Below are 19,707 nucleotides of genomic sequence, written 5' to 3'. Positions count from 1 at the left end.
TGAGTAACGCCAGCAGGGTTATCAGAAAAACAGTTGTGCAGCCTGCGCCTCAGGTTTCACGGATCCGCAGCACTGGCGGTAGAATAATGCGCTTAGGTGGTTCGTCGTTTCCCTGAATCCGGCTAAACAGTAACTTTCCCGCCTGCCGTCCAATCTCTTTCGCCGCCACCGAAACGGTGGTCAGCGCAGGCTGCACCAGCGAAGCTTCCGGAATATCGTCGAAGCCCACCAGCGAAAAATCCTTGCCCGGCAGGCGACCCATTTTACGCAGTGTCTGCATCACGCCTAAGGCGACAATATCCTGATAACAAACCGCAGCGGTGATTTCCGGGTAGCGCTTAAATAACGCCTCAGAAACGCGGGCACCATCGCTCTGACTGGCCAGTGACGTCACGACCCAGTGACTGTTGGGCTGTATACGGTGCTCAAGCAAAGTGCTGCTGTAGCCGCCGATTCGCTGCGCGCGGCTGATCGAATTTTCACTGCCGCCGATAAAGGCAATATGACGATGCCCCAGCCGCAGTAAGTGCTGCGTTGCCAGCTGCGTGCCCTGGAAATTGTCGGTGCCCACAAAATCGAATGCCCCATCATTCAGCGGGCGGACCACCATGATCGTCGGGATATTGCGCCGTTTCAGCGTCTCAAAAAAGAGTGGCGGCGTCTCTTTGGCGGCACACAGCACCATGCCACAGGCGTTATTACGCATCAGCGAATCAACAAATTTTTGCTGCCGCTCGCCCGACTCTTCGCTATTGGCCAAAAACAGCAGCAAATCATGACGCTCCATTTCCTGGCCCAATCCTGCCGTCATTTCAGCGTAAAAAGGGTTAGTAATGTCATGCAGCAGCAGGCCGACCTGATTACTGGTGCGGTTACGCAAATTCGCGGCGGTCTGGTTATAAACATAGCCCAGCTCATTCAGCACCTTTAATACGCGCCGGCGGGTGGCATCTGAGATACGTCCCCGGTTGCGCAGCACCATTGATACGGTGGCAGTGGAGACACCGGCCCGTTCTGCGACTTGCGCCAGCGTGACAGAAGCCATCTTCTTTTTCCTCAATAGAGAGAGTGTGCCCAAGGTTAATCGAATAACCTTTTGATGGCATTATTTCTGCAAAACATTTCTCCACTCCTCCGCCGTAAGCCGCGTTTTTATCGCCAGAGTGCCAGGTTAATCGCAGTTAACCTCCCGGTTAATCGATTAATCTCAACTGCCGATAACAGGGAGTCTCAATGAAACAGACACATTATGATAAGTTCCCGGAAGTGCGGGTCGAAGGTTTTGATCACCAGGCATGGCGTAGCTGGTCTGCGGTCCGGAAAACCGTTGCGGCCCGCCTGCCGGCGCAGCGTAAAACCGTGATTGTTATTGACTGCTATCCCGGCGTTCGGCTGGCCGAGATTGAACAGCAGTTGATCACCCATCTTCAGCCAGCGCTGCTGATCAATGTTGAAACTGCGCGCCACAGTGAGGCGCATCTGCACGATTTACTGGCGGCCAACCTGACAAGCGATCGCGTATTCGGCGTCCTCTCCTGCCATCAGCTGGGGGATTTTTTTTGCGCCGATAAGCTGACGCAGCTGCAGCAAAACGTGCAGGCGATCGGTGAAGGCACAATCGTCATCTACGGCCCAGGCGCAGCACTGATCCACCCCGGTGATGTACTGATTTATTGCGATCTGGCTCGCTGGGAAATTCAGCAGCGTTTTCGCAGCGGTGAGTTGGGTAACTGGGGCGCGAATAATCAAGATGAAGATCTCCTGCGCCGCTACAAGCGGGCTTTCTTTATCGAATGGCGGGTGTTCGATCGCCATAAAACGCCGCTGCTAAAACGGGCCGATTACCTGCTGGAGACTAACCGGCAGGACGATCCCGCCCTGATTACCGGTGAGGCGCTGCGCGCGGGCCTGCAGCAAACCACTCAGCGACCGTTTCGTGTGGTTCCCTTCTTCGATCCTGGCGTCTGGGGGGGACAATGGATGAAGCACCGCTTCGATCTTGATCGCTCACAGCCAAACTACGCCTGGTGTTTTGACTGCGTACCTGAAGAGAACAGCATGCTGTTGCGGTTTGATGAGGTGCGGGTCGAGATCCCGTCTCAGGATCTGGTGCTGCTCTATCCGCGTGCGTTGCTGGGCGAAAAGGTTCACGCCCGCTTTGGTACCGAATTTCCCATCCGCTTCGACTTGCTGGATACGGTGGACGGCCAGAATCTTAGCGTTCAGGTACATCCGCTGACGGAATATATTCAGCAGCACTTCGGCATGCACTATACCCAGGACGAAAGCTACTATCTGCTGGATGCCCGGCCGGGCGCCGAAGTCTGCCTCGGTACCCGGAGCGGTGTCGATCCGCAGGCGATGCTGGACGATCTGGCTGCCGCACAGCGCGGTGAAAAAAGCTTTGATGACGGCAAATTTATAAACCGATTTCCGGTCCGCAAACACGATCATTTCCTGATCCCGGCTGGCACCGTGCACTGCGCCGGTGCGGGCACCATGGTGCTCGAAATCAGCGCCACACCGTACATTTTTACCTTCAAATTATGGGACTGGGACCGACTGGGGTCAGACGGCCTGCCACGACCGGTGCATCTGGATCACGGGGCACAGGTGATTGACTGGCAATGGGATACGCAATGGGTCAGCGAGCATCTGATCAACCAGTTTACGCCCGTTGCGGAAGGTGATGGCTGGTCAGAAGAGCGTACCGGATTGCACAGCCGCGAATTTATAGAAACCCGTCGGCACTGGTTCAGCAAACCGGTTATTCACCACACGCAGGGTAACGTCAATGTCCTCAATCTGGTTGAGGGTAGCGAAGCGCTGATTGACAGCCCGCATAACGCCTTCGCGCCCTTTGTGGTGCACTATGCGGAAACCTTCATTGTTCCGGCTGCGGTGGGGACATATCGCATTTCACCTCATGGCAGCAGCGCAGGCGAACAGCTGGCCACCATGAAAGCCTGGGTAAGGGGTTAACCTATGATTCATGTCATCCTGACAACGCACGGTCCGATGGCGGAGAGCATGCTGGCCAGCGCCAGCATGGTGTATGGCGATCTGCCGCACGTCTTTCCGGTGATGCTGACCGAAGCCAGCGGAATTACTGGCTTCCGTGAAGCATTTGGTGAGGTGCTACGCCACGCCAGCCACCAGGCAGACGGTGTACTGGTGCTGTGCGATTTGCAGAGCGGAACGCCATGGAATATCGCCTGTCACCATGCCTTCAATCCTGAAACCACGCCACCGATGGCCGTGCTGGGCGGGGTTAACTTTCCCATGCTGCTGTTAAGCGATGAGATCACCTCACTGAACGATGTCAACCAGGCTGCCGCCACGCTACTGGAACAGGCTGGCGCATCGCTGGTGATAGCCCGACAAAGTGAAAATCAGCAATCAGATGATTTTTAAGGAGAAACAATGAGTATTTCTTTTGTACGGATTGACGATCGGGTGATTCATGGTCAGCTGGTGACCCGCTGGGCTAAAGAGCTGCCGTGCGACGGCATTATCGCCATCGACGATGCCGTCGCTGCCGATCCACTGCTCTCTGCAGTGATGAAAGGCGCGATACAGGATATCAAAGTCTGGCTGTTTGACACGGCAACTGCGATTGAAAAGCTTCCGAAAATAATCGCCAGTGAAAAACGCTATTTTGTGATTGGGAAGTCGCCGGTGACGCTGCAGCGCATCGAGGAAGCGGGAATCGATCTGCAAAATGCCAGTCAGAAAATTAATGTCGGCCCGATGAGCACTCGCGCCAATACCATTACCATCGGGCCAAATCAGGCTGTCAGTCCAGAGGAAGTTGCTGCTTTTGACTATCTGGCCCGGCGCGGTCATCAGATTGAGTTTCGTCTGGTGCCGGATGCCAGCGCCTGTCGCTGGCAGGATGCGCGGCAAAAAATAAAATAAGGAAAACGTGATGGCTTTTGAAGCGACGTTAATCGGGATTCTCTGTTATCTCGGCGCACTGAGCAGCCCATGGCTGCTGGGCGTGACCGGCGGCTGGTATCTGCTTTCCCGCCCGCTGGTGTCAGGCATGCTGGTCGGACTTATTCTGGGCGATATGCAATCCGGTATCCTGATCGGCGTGGCCGTTCAGGCGGTCTATATTGCGATGGTCACCCCCGGCGGTTCGATGCCAGCCGATCTTAACTTTGTCGCCTATCCGGCTATCGCACTGGGGATCCTGTCTGGCAAAGGACCGGAAGTGGCCGTTGCGCTGGCAGCGACCATCGGCATTGCTGGCACGGTGCTGTTTAACCTCATGCTGGTGCTCAATTCCTGGTGGAATCACCGGGCCGATGTGGCACTGGAAAACGGCAACGAGCGCGGCATTTACCTTAACAGCGCGATCTGGCCGCAGGCTAGCCTGTTCCTGATGCGCTTTGTGCCCACCTTTATCGCCGTCTATTTTGGCGCGCAGTATATCAACGTGGTGATGGACAGCCTGCCAAAGATGGTGTTGTCGACCATGAACGTGCTGGGCGGCATTCTGCCTGCGGTCGGGATCGCCATCCTGCTGAAGCAGATCATCAAACGTTACAGCATGTTGATCTACTTTCTGGTCGGTTTTATCTGCATCGTATTCCTGAAGCTGAATATGGTTGCGCTGGTCATTGTGGGCGCGCTGCTGGCGCTGATTCACTACAACTATAAGCCGGAGCCGCAGCCAGCAGGTGCAACCGTACCGGTCGATGATGAGGACGAATTCTGATGGAACCACGTAAACTTTCCCGCCAGGATCTGCGCCGCTGCTGGCGCAGCTGGATGATGTATAACCTCTCCTCCATGAGTTTTGAACGTCTGGCCTCATTTGGCTTCTGCCTGAGTATGCTGCCGGTCGCCAGAAAGCTTTATCCTGATCTCCAGCAGCGCAAAGAGATGCTGAAACGTCATGCTTCCTTTTACAATACCGAGCCGCAAATCGGGGCTATCGTCAACGGGATGGTGCTGGGGCTGGAGGAAAAGCGCGCCAACGGCGAACCGATTGATGGCGAAACCATTAACACGCTTAAGGTCGGCCTGATGGGACCCGTTGCCGGCATTGGCGATTCAATGATCCCCGGAATGCTGATACCGATTCTGCTCAGTATCGGTATGGCACTGGCTGCCGGCGGCAGTATTCTCGGCCCGCTCTTTTACGCCGTTGCCTGGCTGGGGATCATTCTTCCCGGTACGTGGTTCCTGTTTCTCAAGGGATACCATATGGGCTCCACCTCGGTAGAGATGCTGGTGAGCAGCAAATCAACCCGCCTGCGGGAAGCGCTGTCGCTGTTAGGCGTGTTTGTTATGGGCGGCGTGGCGGCCAGCTACGTCAGGCTGGGAACCGGGATGGAATTTGTTACCCGGGATGGAGTGAATATTCAGCTGCAGCCTATGCTGGATGGTATTTTCCCTCAGCTGTTGCCGCTTATAGTGGTTATCGGAACCTGGTATTTAATGGCAAAACGTGGGTTGTCACCGGTAAAAGCGATGCTTTTACTGCTGGTGGTGGCAGCGACTGGTGTGGCAATCGGATTATTTACTGGCTAGTCAGTCGCCGACAGCGCAGATTATGCCGGGATCGGGAATCATCAGAGCGCGGCTTTGCGCAAAAAAAATGCCAGCAGGTGGAAGCCCGCTGGCATTATTCGCGTCCGGTTAGCCTGCGTTACTGCACTTCACGCACATCGACCCGCAGCTCTTTCGGCACTTCGAAGACGATATTTTCTTCCCGGCCAATCAGCTCAATCGCCGCTTCGCCGCCCAGCTCACGCAAACGCTGGATCACCTGCTGCACCAGAATATCCGGCGCAGAGGCACCCGCAGTGACGCCGATGCACTCAACGCCTTTGACCCACTCTTCCTGAATATCATCTGCCGAGTCAATTAGCTTCGCCAGCTTACCGGCACGCTGTGCCAGTTCCGCCAGACGGTTAGAGTTGGACGAGTTCTTCGAGCCGACCACCAGCACCACCTCTGCGTCACGCGCCAGAGTACGTACGGCTTCCTGGCGGTTGGTGGTGGCGTAGCAGATATCATCTTTGCGCGGCCCGATAATCGCCGGAAAGCGCTGACGCAGCGCGTCAATGATGTCAGAGGTATCATCCACCGACAGCGTGGTCTGGGTCATGAAGCTGAGATTGCTCTCGTCTTTAACCGTCAGCTTAAACACATCTTCCGGCGACTCGACCAGGTACATTCCACCGTTGGGGTTGTTGTACTGCCCCATGGTGCCTTCTACTTCCGGATGACCAGCGTGACCAATCAGAATCGCTTCCACACCCTTACGGCTGGCGCGGGCCACTTCCATATGCACTTTGGTCACCAGTGGACAGGTTGCGTCAAACAGCATGGTGAGATTGCGCGCTTTGGCTTCTGCGCGCACCGCCTGAGAAACGCCATGCGCAGAGAAAATCAGAATCGCGTCATCCGGCACTTCGCTGATCTCTTCAATAAAGATCGCACCACGCTCACGCAGACTGTTAACCACGTAGCGATTGTGCACCACTTCATGACGCACGTAGATCGGCGCACCGTACATTTCCAGTGCGCGCTCGACAATACTGATTGCCCGATCAACGCCAGCGCAGAAACCGCGCGGATTAGCCAACAGGATTTGCATCGTTCGCCTCCAGCGCCGGATCAATGTCCAGCACCTCAATATCAAACTGCACGCGATGACCCGCCAGCGGATGGTTGAAATCGACGGTGATGGAATCGCCCGAGACTTCACGGATCACGCCTGGCATTTCGCTGCCGCCCATGCCGGTAAACAGCATAATGGCACCCACTTCCGGCTCGCCCGCATCGATAAAATCACGCCGGGAGAAGTACTGGATCAGATCAGGACTGACGCTACCGAACGCCTCTTCCGGCGCCAGGGTAAACTGTTTAGTTTCACCGGCTGTCAGCCCAAGCAACGCCTGTTCCAGCGCGGCCGACAGGCTGCCATCACCCAGACGAAACAGCGCCGGCTTACCGTTGGCACGGGTCGATTCCGCCGTCGAGCCATCTTCCAGCTTCAGCGTAAAATGCACCAACACCGCGCTGTCGCGCTGTACAGACTCACTCATCACTTACCCTTTCTGTTTTGCCTGTTTGCTGGCAGGGCTGAGAAAGCCCTCCAGCACCACCAACGCCGCACCAATACAGATGCCGCAGTCAGCGATATTAAATGTAGCGAAGTGCCAGTTACCGACGTAGAAATCGATAAAGTCGACCACAAAGCCGTGATATGAGCGATCGAACAGGTTGCCTATCGCCCCGCCGATGATCAACGCATAAGCGATGTTGGCGATCTTCTGACTGGCGCGGTTGCGATACATCATCACCACTAGCGAAACCACAATTGCCAGCGCGATGCCGGCAAAGAACCAGCGCTGCCAGCCACCTTTGTCCGCCAGGAAACTGAACGCCGCACCGTAGTTATGGGCGTAGAACAGGTTCAGGAACGGTATCAGCGGCCGCGTTTCGTGCAGCATCATGTTGTTCATCACCCACTGCTTACTGGCGAAGTCGACAACAATTACCACCAGCACCAGCCACAGCCAGCGCAATCCGGTTGAGAAAATAGGTTTACGCATCAGGCAAATTTACGCTCTTCACCGTCACCGGCTACGTTGGTGTAACAACGACCGCAGACCTCAGCATGCTCCGGGTTCTGACCGACGTCGGTAGTGTAATGCCAGCAGCGCTGACATTTCTCTCCTTCCGCTTTATGCAGGGCGATTTTCAGACCTTTCAGCAATTCGCTCTGCTGCGCTTCGTCGTTCGCCAGGGCGTAATCCGCCACCTGTGCGCCTGAGGTCAGCAGCACAAAGCGTAGCTCATTGCCCAGCGCCTGCAGTTTGGCTGCCAGCTCCGGCTCGGCATACAGCGTCACCGTTGCTTCCAGTGCACCACCGATGCGTTTGTCGGCACGCGCCTGCTCAATCACCTTGTTCACTTCGCCGCGCACTTGCAGCAGCTCAGCCCAGTAGGCGTCGTTCAGCGCTTCATTGTCCGCCAGGCCAAACAGGCCCTGGTACCACTCTTCGGTGAAGACGTACTGCGCGCGTTCGCCCGGCAGGTAGCCCCAGATCTCATCCGCAGTAAACGACATGATCGGTGCCATCCAGCGCACCAGCGCTTCAACGATGTGCCACAGCGCGGTCTGACAGCTGCGACGTGCCAGGCTATCGCCTTTGGCGGTGTACTGACGGTCTTTGATGATGTCGAGATAGAAACTGCCCATCTCCACCGAACAAAACTGCATCAGTCGCTGAATCACTTCATGGAAATCGTAGTTTTCGTAGGAGGCGGTGATATCGGCCTGTGCCGCCTGTGCACGACCGACTGCCCAGCGATCCACTATCACCATCTCTTCCGGCTGCACCAGGTCGGTGGCCGGATTGAAACCGCTGAGGTTAGCCAGCAGGAAACGTGCGGTGTTGCGGATACGACGATAGGCATCGGCAGAGCGTTTCAGGATCTCATCCGAAACCGCCATTTCGCCAGAGTAATCGGTAGAGGCGACCCACAGACGCAGAATGTCAGCGCCCAGTTTGTTCATCACATCCTGCGGCGACACGGTGTTGCCGATCGATTTCGACATCTTACGGCCCTGACCATCCACGGTGAAACCGTGCGTCAGTACCTGACGATAAGGCGCTTTGCCTTTCATCGCCGTCGAGATCATCAGTGAAGACATAAACCAGCCGCGATGCTGATCCGAGCCTTCCAGATACATATCCGGGGTGTGACCGCCAAATTCAGGACGCGCATCGACCACCGAATAGCTGGTTGAACCGGAGTCAAACCAGACGTCCAGCGTGTCAGGCACCTTAACGTAGTGATCGGCATCGTCGCCCATCAGGTCGCGCGGATCGAGATCCCACCACGCCTGAATGCCATCCTGCTCAACGCGCTGCGCCACTTTCTCCATCAGTGACAGGGTATCCGGATGCAGCTGCTCGGTCTCTTTATGGACGAACAGCGCCATCGGCACGCCCCAGGTACGCTGACGCGAGATGCACCAGTCAGGACGGTTAGCCACCATCGATTCAATACGCGCCTGGCCCCAGTCCGGGATCCACTGCACGCCTTTGATCTCCTGCAGCGACTGCGCACGCAGGCCTTTCTGATCCATGCTGATGAACCATTGCGGCGTGGCACGGAAGATGATCGGTGTTTTGTGACGCCAGCAGTGCGGATAGCTGTGCAGCAGTTTCTCCACGTGCAGCAGCGCGCCTTTCTCTTTCAGCAGCTCAACGATCATGTCGTTGGCTTTAAATACGTTGACCCCATCCAGCGTCGGATAGGTGCCTGGCAGATAGCTGCCATCCGGACCGACCGGATTGGCGGTTTCGATGCCATATTTCTGGCCGATGACATAGTCATCCGGGCCGTGGCCAGGCGCGGTGTGTACCGCACCGGTACCGGCTTCCAGCGTCACGTGATCGCCCAGCACTACCAGCGACTGAATCGCCAGGAACGGATGCTGGAACTTCTGCAGCTCCAGCGCCGCGCCTTTGCATTCGCCCAGCACGCGCCATTCGCTGACGCCCGCGCGCTTCATCACGCTCTCGACCAGATCTTTCGCCAGAATCAGCGCGCGACCGTCGATCTGCAGCAACTGATAGTCAAATTCCGCGTTCAGCGAGATAGCGCGGTTAGCCGGCAGCGTCCACGGCGTAGTGGTCCAGATCACCAGTGAAATCGGGCCTTCAACCTGCGCAGCGCCAAAGGCCTGACGCACCGCGTCGGCATCAATGGCGTTGAACATCACGTCAATCGAAGGGGAAGTCTTGTCGTAGTATTCTACTTCCGCTTCTGCCAGCGCAGAACGGCAATCAAGGCACCAGTGCACCGGCTTGGCGCCTTTGTGCAGGTGGCCGTTGTCGATGATTTTACCCAGCGCGCGAATGATGTTGGCTTCGGTCGCAAAGTCCATCGTCAGGTAAGGACGATCCCAGTCGCCCAGCACGCCCAGCCGGATAAAGTCCGCTTTCTGGCCTTCAACCTGCTCGGCGGCATATTTACGGCACGCTGCGCGGAACTCGGCGGCGCTGACCTTCTCGCCTGGCTTGCCGATCATCTGCTCAACTTTGTGTTCGATAGGCAGACCGTGGCAGTCCCAGCCCGGCACGTACGGCGAGTCATAGCCCGCCATGCCTTTCGACTTGACGATAATGTCTTTCAGAATCTTGTTTACAGAGTGACCAATATGAATGCTGCCGTTCGCATACGGAGGGCCATCATGCAGGATAAAGGTTTTTTTCCCTTTTTTGGCTTCGCGGATGATGCCGTACAGGTTGTCAGCATTCCAGCGTTGCAACATTCCCGGTTCGCGTTTGGCCAGATCGCCACGCATCGGGAATCCCGTTTCCGGCAAATTCAGGGTAGATTTATAGTCACTCATCAGATTCTCGATTCCGTTTTTCGCTCAGGTTAACGCCCGAAGAACTGCCGGGCCGTTACCACATCTTTCGCAATTTGTTCTTTCAACGCCTCCAGTGAGGCAAAGCGCTGCTCGTTTCGTAATTTCTGCTTCAGCACCACGTCAATGTGCCGGCCATATAGATTCATATTGATGTCAAGCAGGTGAACTTCAAGCTGCTGGCGTAAACCTTTTACCGTCGGACGGGTGCCAATGTTGGCCACGCCGGGGATCGGCTCAGGCGTCAGGCCATGAACCTCAACCGCATAAACGCCTTTCACCGGCGAAACGCTGCGGCGCAGAGGAAGGTTAGCGGTCGGAAAACCCAGCGTGCGTCCCAGTGCATCACCGTGCACCACACGACCTGAAATACTAAAAGGGTGGCCTAACAGTGATTGCGCCAGCGCTAAGTCATCCGCGGCCAGCGCCTGACGCACGGCGGTGCTGCTGATACGTTTGCCGCCGTCACAAAAGGTTTCGGTGCTGACGACATCAAAGCCATACTCCACACCGGCTTTCTGTAATAACAGGAAATCGCCCTGGCGACCAGCGCCGAAGCGGAAGTCATCACCCACCGCGAGATACTTCACGTCGAGTTTTTCGACTAATAATTCGCTGATAAAACTCTGCGCCGACAGCGCCGCAAAACGGCGATCAAAGCGAACGCACAGCACTTTATCAACACCGGCCTCAGCCAGATAGCGCAGTTTTTCACGCAGACGCGTCAGACGCGCCGGGGCTTTGTCGCCAGCAAACAGTTCCAGCGGTTGCGGTTCAAAAACCATCACCACCACCGGTAAATTACGCTTCCGTCCCTCTTCACACAGGCGGGACATCAGCGCCTGATGACCGCGGTGCACGCCATCGAAATTACCAATGGTCAGAACGCAGCCGCGATGCTGCTCGTTAAGATTATGAATACCGCGGATAAACTTCATGGCTGACTCAAACCGGTGGAAATCGGCGGATTATACCCTTGAAACCGGTTAAGGTTAACCCGTCAGCACGCCTTTCATGCTTAACGGTGCGCATTTACTGGCGTGGAGGCCGTGGATAAGAATTTTGTCGCGAAATACTGTATTCAGCGAGGCGAAGCTGGTAGAATCTTGCGCCATCAAATACGTAACCGAGTGCTGCTCATAGAGCGACGCTTATTTGCACAAATCCATTGACAAAATCAGGTTGGAAGGGCATAGTCCTCGGCCTTTGATTTGTCTCTATAGAACACATTTGGGAGTTGGACCTTGGCTAATATCAAATCAGCTAAGAAACGCGCCGTAACATCTGAGAAACGCCGTAAGCATAACGCTAGCCGCCGCTCTATGATGCGTACCTTCGTTAAGAAAGTATACGCGGCGATCGCTTCAGGCGACAAAGCTGCTGCGCAGAACGCATTCAATGAAATGCAACCAATCGTGGACCGTCAGGCTGCTAAAGGTCTGATCCACAAAAACAAAGCTGCACGTTATAAAGCAAACCTGACTGCACAGATCAACAAACTGGCTTAATCGCCGCTTGTTCATCGCTTTGTTGAAAGAACCGGCTTCTACGCCGGTTTTTTTTCGTCTGTAATTGGGCGAGGAAACAGCGCGCTAAAGTCGGCATGACAGATGCGCTGTACCGCCGGATGCTGAATCATTCGCTCAGCAAAGATGATGTGATACTCCTCTAATACCGTCTCCAGCCGCCCGACCTCTGCGATCACCTCACGCTGCCAGACATCCTGCCGGTCCAGCACCGGAGCAACAAAAATGGCGTTCTGCCCGGCCCCGAAGGCTTTCATTAACGCCGCATCATCAAACTCGCCCAGAATCTCGACCTGCAATCCCTGACTGTTAATCCAGTTAAGAATTTTACGTCCCAGCATCGAACGGCGTCCTGGAATCAACAGCCGGCGCGTCTCCAGACAGGCGGGAAAAAGCGGCTCGGGCAGCGGCAGCGTTGACCAGAAACTGACCGGACACTCGCCAAGCTTGAGCGAAAACAGCCCCTCCTGCTGGGTCGAATCGATCGAACAGTCAGAGATAATCATATCCAGCTTGTGCTGGCTGAGCTGCTCCAGCAGCATTTCATGGGTCGACTCAAAGCAGCGCAGATGGATCTTCTCTTCGGCCACCACCGCCGTCTCCAGCACCTTGCTCACCAGTTGCTTAGACAGCGCGTCCGCCACGCCAACATCAAACAGCAGATGCGACTCTTTGCGATAGTTGACGATATCCAGCATCTCCTGGCCGAGCATGAACATCCGGTCCGCATAGCGGAACACCAGCTGCCCCAGCTCGGTCGGCACCAGCCCGCGTCCCTGCCGGCGGAACAGCTTGCCCTGCAGGCGCTCCTCGAGCGCCTTGATCTGTCCGGTGATGGTTTGCGGCGTCAGAGAGAGCGCCTCAGCGGCACCAACAATCGATCCGGTCCGGCAGACGTGCCAGAAGTAGTAGAGATGATTGTAGTTAATGTGCGACATCATTCCTCGCTACCCTCTGCTCAGCCAGCACGCTGTGCCAGACGCCGCCACAGAATCAGGTAGCCCAGCAGCGCCGAGAGAATCGATCCGATCAGAATACCCAGCTTCGCCAGGGTGATCAGTTCGGCGTTGGTGTCGCCATAAGCCAGCGAGCCGATGAAGATCGACATGGTAAAGCCGATGCCACACAACACCCCGACCGCTGCGATATCCTTGATGTGGGTATTTTCAGGCAGCCGGGCGAGGCCCATTTTTACCGCCAGCCAGCAGAACAGCGTGATACCCAGCGGCTTACCAATCAGCAGACCAGCAATGATGCCGAGCGGCAGCAGCGAGAACAGGCTGTCGAAGGAGACGCCGTCCAGCGAGACGCCGGCATTAGCGAAGGCAAACAGCGGCAGGATCAGCCAGCGCACCCACGGATGCAGCGCATGCTCCAGGTGGATTGCCGGTGAATGTCCCTCTTTCTTCGCCAGCGGGATCAGGAAGCCCACCACCACACCGGCCAGCGTGGCGTGTACGCCCGACTTAAGCACCGCGGTCCACAGCACCATGCCCACCAGCAGATAGAGGCCGGTATTACGCACGTTGAGCAGGTTCATCAGCGCCAGCACCCCAATCGCGGCGGCCGCGACACCCAGTGACGCGACCGACAGATCGTGGGTATAGAACAGCGCGATAATCACAATCGCCCCGAGATCGTCAATGATCGCCAGCGCCATCAGGAAGATCTTTAAGGCCGGTGGGACCCGGCTGCCTAACAGCGCCAGAATACCCAGCGCAAATGCGATATCGGTGGCGGTCGGGATCGCCCACCCGCTGCGCGTCTCAACATCAGCGCCGTTAAACAGCAGGAACAGTATTGCCGGGGCCACCATGCCGCCCAGCGCGGCAATTAAGGGGAAGACCGCCTGGTCACGTTTCGCCAGCGCACCCATCACCAGTTCGCGTTTAACCTCCAGTCCGACCATCAGGAAAAACAGCGCCATCAGCGCGTCATTAATCCACAGCAGCAGGTTTTTGCTGATATCGAGTTCGCCAAAGCGGAACTGCACCGGAATTGCCAGCAGATCGCGATAACCCTGCTGCGTTGCGCCATTATTGGCGAGGATCATCGCCAGCGCGGCGGCCAGGATCAGCACCACGCCTCCGGTAGCGTCACTATTCAGGATTTTTTTTAGTCTGATATTCACACGCAAAGTCCTTATCCAGAGATCAATCAAAGCGCTAAGAATACCGACAATGATAGCTCGAAAAAAACAGATTATTTAGCGGATATCACTCGGAAAAGACGAGTTATGGCAACAGGCAAAAAAAAGCCAGCGACGCAGCGCTGGCTTCATAGGGGGGATAAGCTTAACGGGTTAAGTCATCAAAGAATTTTTTCACGCCGTCGAAGAAGCTTTTGGAGCGCGGGCTGTTGTGTTCACCGCTCGGTCCGCCAAAGCTCTCTTCCAGTTCACGCAACAGCGCTTTCTGTTTCTCATTGAGGCTGACAGGGGTTTCCACCACCACCCGGCACAGCAGATCGCCGACCGCGCCGCCGCGTACCGACTTCACGCCGCGTCCGCGCATGCGGAACAGTTTGCCGGTCTGGGTTTCAGACGGCACTTTCAGCTTCACGCGACCATCCAGCGTTGGCACTTCAATCTCACCGCCCAGTGCCGCCATCGCAAAGTTGATCGGCACCTCACAGTAAAGGTTGTTATCTTCGCGTTCGAAGATCGGGTGTTTCTTCACCGATACCTGAACGTAGAGATCGCCGGCCGGTGCGCCCTGCTCACCCGCTTCACCTTCGCCACTCAGGCGAATGCGGTCACCGGTGTCGACCCCGGCAGGGATTTTCACTGACAGCGTTTTCGACTTTTCTACCCGGCCATGACCATGACAGGCATTGCACGGATCTTTAATCACCGAGCCGCGACCATGACAGGTCGGACAGGCTTGCTGTACGGTAAAGAAGCCCTGGCGCATCTGCACCTGGCCAGCACCGTGACAGGTCGAACAGGTCTGAGGCTGGGTACCCGCTTTCGCGCCGCTGCCGTGGCAGACGTCACACTCTTCCAGCGTTGGAATGCGGATCTCTTTGGTCACGCCGCGTACCGCTTCTTCCAGCGACAGCTCCATGTTGTAGCGTAAATCGGCGCCACGGGCTGCGCGCTGACGGCGGCCACCACCAAAGATGTCACCGAAAACGTCGCCAAAGATATCGCTGAAATCTGCGCCGCCGCCACCAAAGCCGCCGCCACCGAATCCACCGCCGCCCATGCCGCCCTGTTCAAAGGCTGCGTGGCCATATTGATCGTAAGCCGCCCGCTTCTGCGCGTCGGTCAGGATTTCGTAGGCTTCCTTGACCTCTTTGAATTTGGCTTCGGCCTCTTTATCACCGGGGTTACGGTCCGGGTGAAACTTCATTGCCAGGCGTTTGTAAGCCTTTTTGATTTCACGCTCGTCTGCGGATTTGGCGACGCCTAAAATCTCGTAGTAATCACTCTTCGCCATATTTATTTAGCCCTTAACATGATCGCACGGGCGTGGAGTGAACTCCTACGCCCGTGCTGGTTTCAACGGCTGTCAGGCCAACCGTCGCGCCCGGTCAGGGGCAATTATTTCTTGTTGTCTTTCACTTCTTCGAACTCAGCGTCGACAACGTCGTCATCTTTCTTCGCTGACGCATCGCCGGCATCCGCCGCACCCGCCTGAGACTGCTGTGCAGCTTCCATCAGTTTGCCGGACACTTCCATCAGCGCCTGCATTTTGGCGTCGATTTCCGCTTTATCTTCGCCTTTCAGCGCGGTTTCCAGTGCGGCCAGCGCAGCTTCGATAGGCGCTTTATCGTCCGCGGTCAGTTTGTCGCCCGCTTCATCCAGCTGCTTACGCGTGCTGTGGGCAATCTGGTCACCCTGGTTACGCGTCTGTACCAGCTCTTCGAACTTACGGTCAGATTCGGCGTTCGCTTCCGCGTCGCGCACCATTTTTTCGATCTCTTCATCGTTCAGACCAGAAGAGGCTTTAATGGTGATTTTCTGCTCTTTACCGCTGTTCTTATCTTTCGCTGACACGTGCAGGATACCGTCGGCATCGATGTCGAAGGTGACTTCGATCTGCGGCATACCGCGCGGTGCAGCCTGGATACCGTCGAGGTTGAACTGGCCCAGTGACTTGTTGTCATTGGCGCGCTTACGCTCACCCTGCAGCACGTGAATGGTCACGGCTGACTGGTTATCTTCAGCAGTTGAGAACACCTGGCTGTGCTTGGTCGGGATAGTGGTGTTCTTGCTGATCAGCGAGGTCATCACGCCACCCATGGTTTCGATACCCAGTGACAGTGGGGTAACGTCCAGCAGCAGCACGTCTTTCACGTCGCCGCCCAGAACACCACCCTGAACCGCTGCACCTACTGCAACCGCTTCATCCGGGTTGACGTCTTTACGTGGCTCTTTACCAAAGAACTCCGTTACTTTGGCCTGAACCAGTGGCATACGTGTCTGACCACCGACCAGGATAACGTCGTTGATATCAGAAACGGACAGACCCGCATCCTGCAGCGCAACTTTCAGCGGCGCGATAGAACGAGCAACCAGATCTTCTACCAGTGATTCCAGCTTCGCACGCGTCACTTTGATGTTCAGGTGCTTAGGACCGGTCGCATCCGCCGTGATGTACGGCAGGTTCACGTCGGTCTGCTGAGCAGAAGAAAGCTCGATTTTCGCTTTTTCTGCCGCTTCTTTCAGACGCTGCATCGCCAGCGGATCGTTGTGCAGATCGATACCCTGATCTTTCTTAAATTCAGCCACCAGGTAGTTGATCAGGCGGCTATCGAAGTCTTCACCACCGAGGTGAGTATCACCGTTGGTTGCCAGTACTTCGAAGGTTTTTTCGCCGTCAACTTCGTCGATCTCAATGATTGAGATATCGAAGGTACCGCCACCCAGGTCATAAACTGCGATGGTGCGGTTGCCCTGGCCTTTATCCAGACCATACGCCAGCGCCGCTGCCGTTGGTTCGTTGATGATACGCTTAACTTCCAGACCTGCGATACGGCCGGCATCTTTGGTCGCCTGACGCTGCGCATCGTTAAAGTAGGCCGGAACGGTAATCACCGCTTCAGTCACTGGCTCACCGAGGTAATCTTCGGCGGTTTTCTTCATTTTTTTCAGCACTTCAGCAGAGATCTGCGGCGGTGCCATTTTCTGACCTTTCACTTCCAGCCAGGCATCACCGTTGTCTGCATTGGTGATTTTGTACGGCATGATTTTAATGTCACGCTGCACTTCTTCGTCCTGGAAACGACGACCGATCAGACGCTTAATCGCGAACAGGGTGTTCTGCGGGTTGGTCACTGCCTGACGTTTAGCCGGTTGACCGACCAGAGTTTCGCCGTCCTGCGTGTAAGCAATAATTGAAGGCGTGGTGCGATCGCCCTCGGCATTCTCCAGCACGCGTGCTTTAGTGCCATCCATGATCGCAACACAAGAGTTGGTTGTACCCAGGTCAATACCAATAATCTTACCCATCTAAACATCTCCCACTTAAATTCGTTGCCAATTTGGGTTGTGAACCTTTTATGTGGGCGAGTTGTTTGCATTCAACCTGCCAGCACATGCTTTTTTTCCAACGTTCACAACGCTCGATGACAAGTAAATGGGGCCGCTTCGATGCGCATCAAGGGTTAAACCAAAAAAAATTTTTCAACATTGGCCCGGCTGGGATCAAAGACCGCAGGCTGGACACTGAATATGATGCGGCGCTCTGCTCACCTCCCGCAGCGGGAGTGAGACCTTTTTTTATCATCAACGATCATTTTACCGCCGAGGAACTATGGCAAATTCAACACTGGCTAACCCTGCCCCACTGGGCTTAATGGGGTTTGGCATGACAACGATCCTGCTGAACCTGCACAACTCGGGCTTATTCGCCATGGATGTGGCAATTTTAGCCACCGGCATTTTTTTTGGTGGGATTGCCCAGGTGCTGGCCGGAATGCTTGAGTTCAAAAAGAACAATACCTTTGGCATGACCGCTTTTATCTCTTACGGCATGTTCTGGCTAAGCTTTGTGGCGATTCTGCTATTGCCGATCATGGGCCTGACAAAAGCCACCGACTCACGCTTCCTCGGTGCCTGGCTGGCTTTGTGGGGCTTCTTCACGCTCTTCATGTTCGTCGGGACGCTGAAGAGTGCGCGGATGCTGCAGTTTGTCTTTGCCTCGCTTACGGTGCTGTTTGCGCTGCTGGCGGTAGCGCATCTGATGCAGCTGCCGGCACTGGTGCCGTACGCTGGCTGGGTCGGTATCATCTGTGGTGCCAGTGCCTGTTATCTGGCGATGGGTGAAGTGCTGAACGAAACCTTTGACCGTACCATTCTGCCGATTGGCGCAAAACCAGCCTGATCCCTTAACACGCGGAGCCCGGCTCCGCGTGTTACCACTACGCGTGTTTCACCGTTTCATGCAGGCCAGTCTCATGGCTGATATCACGCCGCAGCCAGATCCCGGTAACCAGCCCTACCAGCGCCAGCGCCATCACATACCAGCAAGGTGCCATCGCTGAGACGTTCATCAGTAACGAAACACAAATCGGCGTCAGCCCGCCAAAGATCGCATAGGAGAGATTGTAGGAAAAAGAGAGTCCGGTAAACCGCACTTCGGGCGGAAAAGCCCGCACCATCACGAACGGCACCACCCCGACTACCCCGACACTCAGCCCGGCCAGCCCATACAGCAGGAACAGCTGCTGTGGATAGAGTGCGGTCAGGTGATAAAACTGCCAGCTGCAGAGCGCCAGCAGCAGACTGCCCACACACAGCGTACGGCTGGCACCAAAGCGGTCCGCCGCCATTCCGGCAATAATACAGCCGAAGCAGAGCATAATAGTGGCGATGCTGTTGGCCTGCAGGGTCAGCGCCGGCGCAATGCCCTGCTGCTTCTGCAGCCAGACCGGCGACATCAGGATTACCACCACAATGCAGGCCGAGAGCAACCAGGTCAGCAGCATTGAGATCACAATCGATTTTTTATGATTCGCCAGCACGGTTTTCAGCGGCAGGGTTTCGGCCAGCGCTTTGCGCTGTTGCATCTCAACAAACACCGGCGTTTCATGCAGCCAGCGACGCAGGTACATTGCAGCCAGCCCAAACACGCCGCCGAGGAAGAACGGGATACGCCAGCCGCCATCATGAATCGCCTGCGGTGACATTGCGGTATTGATCAGCGTCGCCACTACCGAGCCCAGCAGAATACCGACCGTCAGTCCGGCCGTCAGCGTGCCGCAGGCGATGCCGATGCGTTTATAGGGCACATGCTCAGCGACGAACACCCAGGCACCCGGCACTTCGCCGCCAATCGCGGCCCCCTGCAACATGCGCATCAGCAGCATCAGCAACGGCGCGGCGATACCAATTGTCTGATAAGTCGGTAATGCGCCCATCATCAGCGTCGGTAACGCCATCAGCAAAATGCTCAGGCTGAACATCTTTTTACGCCCGACCTTATCGCCAAAGTGCGCCATGATAATGCCGCCCAGCGGACGCGCCAGATAGCCTGCCGCAAAGATGGCAAAGGTCTGCAGCTGACGCAGCCATTCCGGTAGATCGGCCGGGAAAAACAGCTCGCCGATCACCGTGGCGAAGAAGACAAAAATAATGAAGTCGTAGAACTCCAGCGCGCCGCCCAGAGCGGCCAGCGCCAGCGTTTTGTAATCTTTGCCAGTCAGGCGCTGAACCGATGTCTTATTCATAATATTCCACAGGCAAAAGAAAAAGGTTGTAAAGCTGGGCTTACTATACCGTCAATCTTTTGCCACACCAGTCAGGCTGTAGCTTATGCCTGAAATGCG

The 19,707-nt window shown here is 55.9% G+C and carries 18 protein-coding genes; 7 read left to right on the top strand and 11 right to left on the bottom strand.

Annotation, left to right across the window (positions count from 1 at the left end; translation table 11 throughout):
* Nucleotides 1-49: 49 nt before the first annotated feature.
* The gene (locus AC6I8D_RS02950; protein ID WP_497819634.1) at nt 50-1,045 is read right to left on the bottom strand and encodes a LacI family DNA-binding transcriptional regulator; all 996 of its coding nucleotides are present in this window, start codon (nt 1,043-1,045) and stop codon (nt 50-52) included.
* Between the two features lie 188 nt (nt 1,046-1,233).
* Here AC6I8D_RS02950 and AC6I8D_RS02945 point away from each other — a divergent pair, with 188 nt between their 5' ends.
* From AC6I8D_RS02945 to AC6I8D_RS02925, 5 genes are read left to right on the top strand one after another with little or no spacing between them, the layout of a single operon-like run.
* Nucleotides 1,234-2,982, top strand: a complete 1,749-nt coding sequence (locus tag AC6I8D_RS02945; protein WP_497819633.1) for a class I mannose-6-phosphate isomerase — start codon at nt 1,234-1,236, stop codon at nt 2,980-2,982.
* Nucleotides 2,983-2,985: 3 nt separating this feature from the next.
* Nucleotides 2,986-3,414 (top strand): PTS sugar transporter subunit IIA, encoded by a 429-nt coding sequence (locus AC6I8D_RS02940; protein WP_159222722.1) that lies wholly within the window; start codon nt 2,986-2,988, stop codon nt 3,412-3,414.
* A 9-nt stretch (nt 3,415-3,423) separates the two neighbouring features.
* Nucleotides 3,424-3,918, top strand: a complete 495-nt coding sequence (locus AC6I8D_RS02935) for a PTS sugar transporter subunit IIB (RefSeq protein WP_316553809.1) — start codon at nt 3,424-3,426, stop codon at nt 3,916-3,918.
* Between the two features lie 10 nt (nt 3,919-3,928).
* Nucleotides 3,929-4,723, top strand: coding sequence for a PTS mannose/fructose/sorbose/N-acetylgalactosamine transporter subunit IIC (locus tag AC6I8D_RS02930; RefSeq protein WP_159222724.1), 795 nt, complete (start codon nt 3,929-3,931; stop codon nt 4,721-4,723).
* On the top strand, nt 4,723-5,541 hold the full coding sequence (locus tag AC6I8D_RS02925) for a PTS system mannose/fructose/sorbose family transporter subunit IID (RefSeq protein WP_159222725.1): 819 nt from the start codon (nt 4,723-4,725) through the stop codon (nt 5,539-5,541). Before AC6I8D_RS02930 ends, AC6I8D_RS02925 begins: the two co-directional genes overlap by 1 nt.
* A gap of 118 nt (nt 5,542-5,659) precedes the next feature.
* On the opposite strand, the gene ispH is transcribed toward AC6I8D_RS02925, so the two are convergent.
* Genes ispH through ribF form a run of 5 tightly spaced genes read right to left on the bottom strand, consistent with a single transcriptional unit; the run spans nt 5,660 to nt 11,346 of the window.
* Entirely contained in the window at nt 5,660-6,613 is a 954-nt protein-coding gene (ispH, locus tag AC6I8D_RS02920) for a 4-hydroxy-3-methylbut-2-enyl diphosphate reductase (protein ID WP_497819632.1), read from the bottom strand.
* A complete protein-coding gene (fkpB, locus tag AC6I8D_RS02915) occupies nt 6,594-7,064 on the bottom strand; it encodes an FKBP-type peptidyl-prolyl cis-trans isomerase (protein ID WP_312055350.1) in 471 nt (156 codons plus the stop codon). The genes ispH and fkpB overlap by 20 nt, the downstream gene beginning before the upstream one ends.
* Before the next feature lie 3 nt (nt 7,065-7,067).
* Nucleotides 7,068-7,574, bottom strand: coding sequence for a signal peptidase II (gene lspA / locus AC6I8D_RS02910; protein ID WP_312055349.1), 507 nt, complete (start codon nt 7,572-7,574; stop codon nt 7,068-7,070).
* Nucleotides 7,574-10,390: an isoleucine--tRNA ligase gene (ileS, locus tag AC6I8D_RS02905; RefSeq protein ID WP_312055348.1), complete on the bottom strand. Its 2,817-nt coding sequence runs from the start codon at nt 10,388-10,390 to the stop codon at nt 7,574-7,576. The genes lspA and ileS overlap by 1 nt, the downstream gene beginning before the upstream one ends.
* 29 nt (nt 10,391-10,419) lie before the next feature.
* The gene (ribF, locus tag AC6I8D_RS02900; protein ID WP_312759409.1) at nt 10,420-11,346 is read right to left on the bottom strand and encodes a bifunctional riboflavin kinase/FAD synthetase; all 927 of its coding nucleotides are present in this window, start codon (nt 11,344-11,346) and stop codon (nt 10,420-10,422) included.
* Between the two features lie 306 nt (nt 11,347-11,652).
* Between ribF and rpsT the strand changes: the two genes are divergently transcribed.
* Nucleotides 11,653-11,916: a 30S ribosomal protein S20 gene (gene rpsT / locus AC6I8D_RS02895; RefSeq protein WP_006117633.1), complete on the top strand. Its 264-nt coding sequence runs from the start codon at nt 11,653-11,655 to the stop codon at nt 11,914-11,916.
* Nucleotides 11,917-11,954: 38 nt separating this feature from the next.
* Here the strand turns inward: rpsT and nhaR are convergent, their stop codons facing one another.
* The 4 genes from nhaR to dnaK form a co-directional block, all read right to left on the bottom strand.
* Nucleotides 11,955-12,872 (bottom strand): transcriptional activator NhaR, encoded by a 918-nt coding sequence (gene nhaR, locus AC6I8D_RS02890; RefSeq protein ID WP_312055412.1) that lies wholly within the window; start codon nt 12,870-12,872, stop codon nt 11,955-11,957.
* A gap of 20 nt (nt 12,873-12,892) precedes the next feature.
* On the bottom strand, nt 12,893-14,065 hold the full coding sequence (gene nhaA, locus AC6I8D_RS02885; protein WP_312055346.1) for a Na+/H+ antiporter NhaA: 1,173 nt from the start codon (nt 14,063-14,065) through the stop codon (nt 12,893-12,895).
* Between the two features lie 163 nt (nt 14,066-14,228).
* On the bottom strand, nt 14,229-15,374 hold the full coding sequence (gene dnaJ, locus AC6I8D_RS02880; RefSeq protein WP_312055345.1) for a molecular chaperone DnaJ: 1,146 nt from the start codon (nt 15,372-15,374) through the stop codon (nt 14,229-14,231).
* 104 nt (nt 15,375-15,478) lie between these two features.
* Nucleotides 15,479-17,389 carry a molecular chaperone DnaK gene (dnaK, locus tag AC6I8D_RS02875; protein ID WP_031376016.1) on the bottom strand — a complete coding sequence of 637 codons (1,911 nt, stop codon included), beginning with the start codon at nt 17,387-17,389 and terminating at the stop codon, nt 15,479-15,481.
* A gap of 304 nt (nt 17,390-17,693) precedes the next feature.
* Between dnaK and satP the strand changes: the two genes are divergently transcribed.
* Nucleotides 17,694-18,263 (top strand): acetate uptake transporter, encoded by a 570-nt coding sequence (gene satP, locus AC6I8D_RS02870; RefSeq protein WP_497819631.1) that lies wholly within the window; start codon nt 17,694-17,696, stop codon nt 18,261-18,263.
* Between the two features lie 37 nt (nt 18,264-18,300).
* On the opposite strand, the gene AC6I8D_RS02865 is transcribed toward satP, so the two are convergent.
* The gene (locus AC6I8D_RS02865) at nt 18,301-19,608 is read right to left on the bottom strand and encodes an MFS transporter (protein ID WP_497819630.1); all 1,308 of its coding nucleotides are present in this window, start codon (nt 19,606-19,608) and stop codon (nt 18,301-18,303) included.
* Between the last annotated feature and the right edge of the window lie 99 nt (nt 19,609-19,707).

It is taken from the genome of Pantoea sp. X-Soil-MYKO-1785 (assembly GCF_059730675.1).
This window is presented reverse-complemented; position numbering and strand designations above follow the sequence as displayed.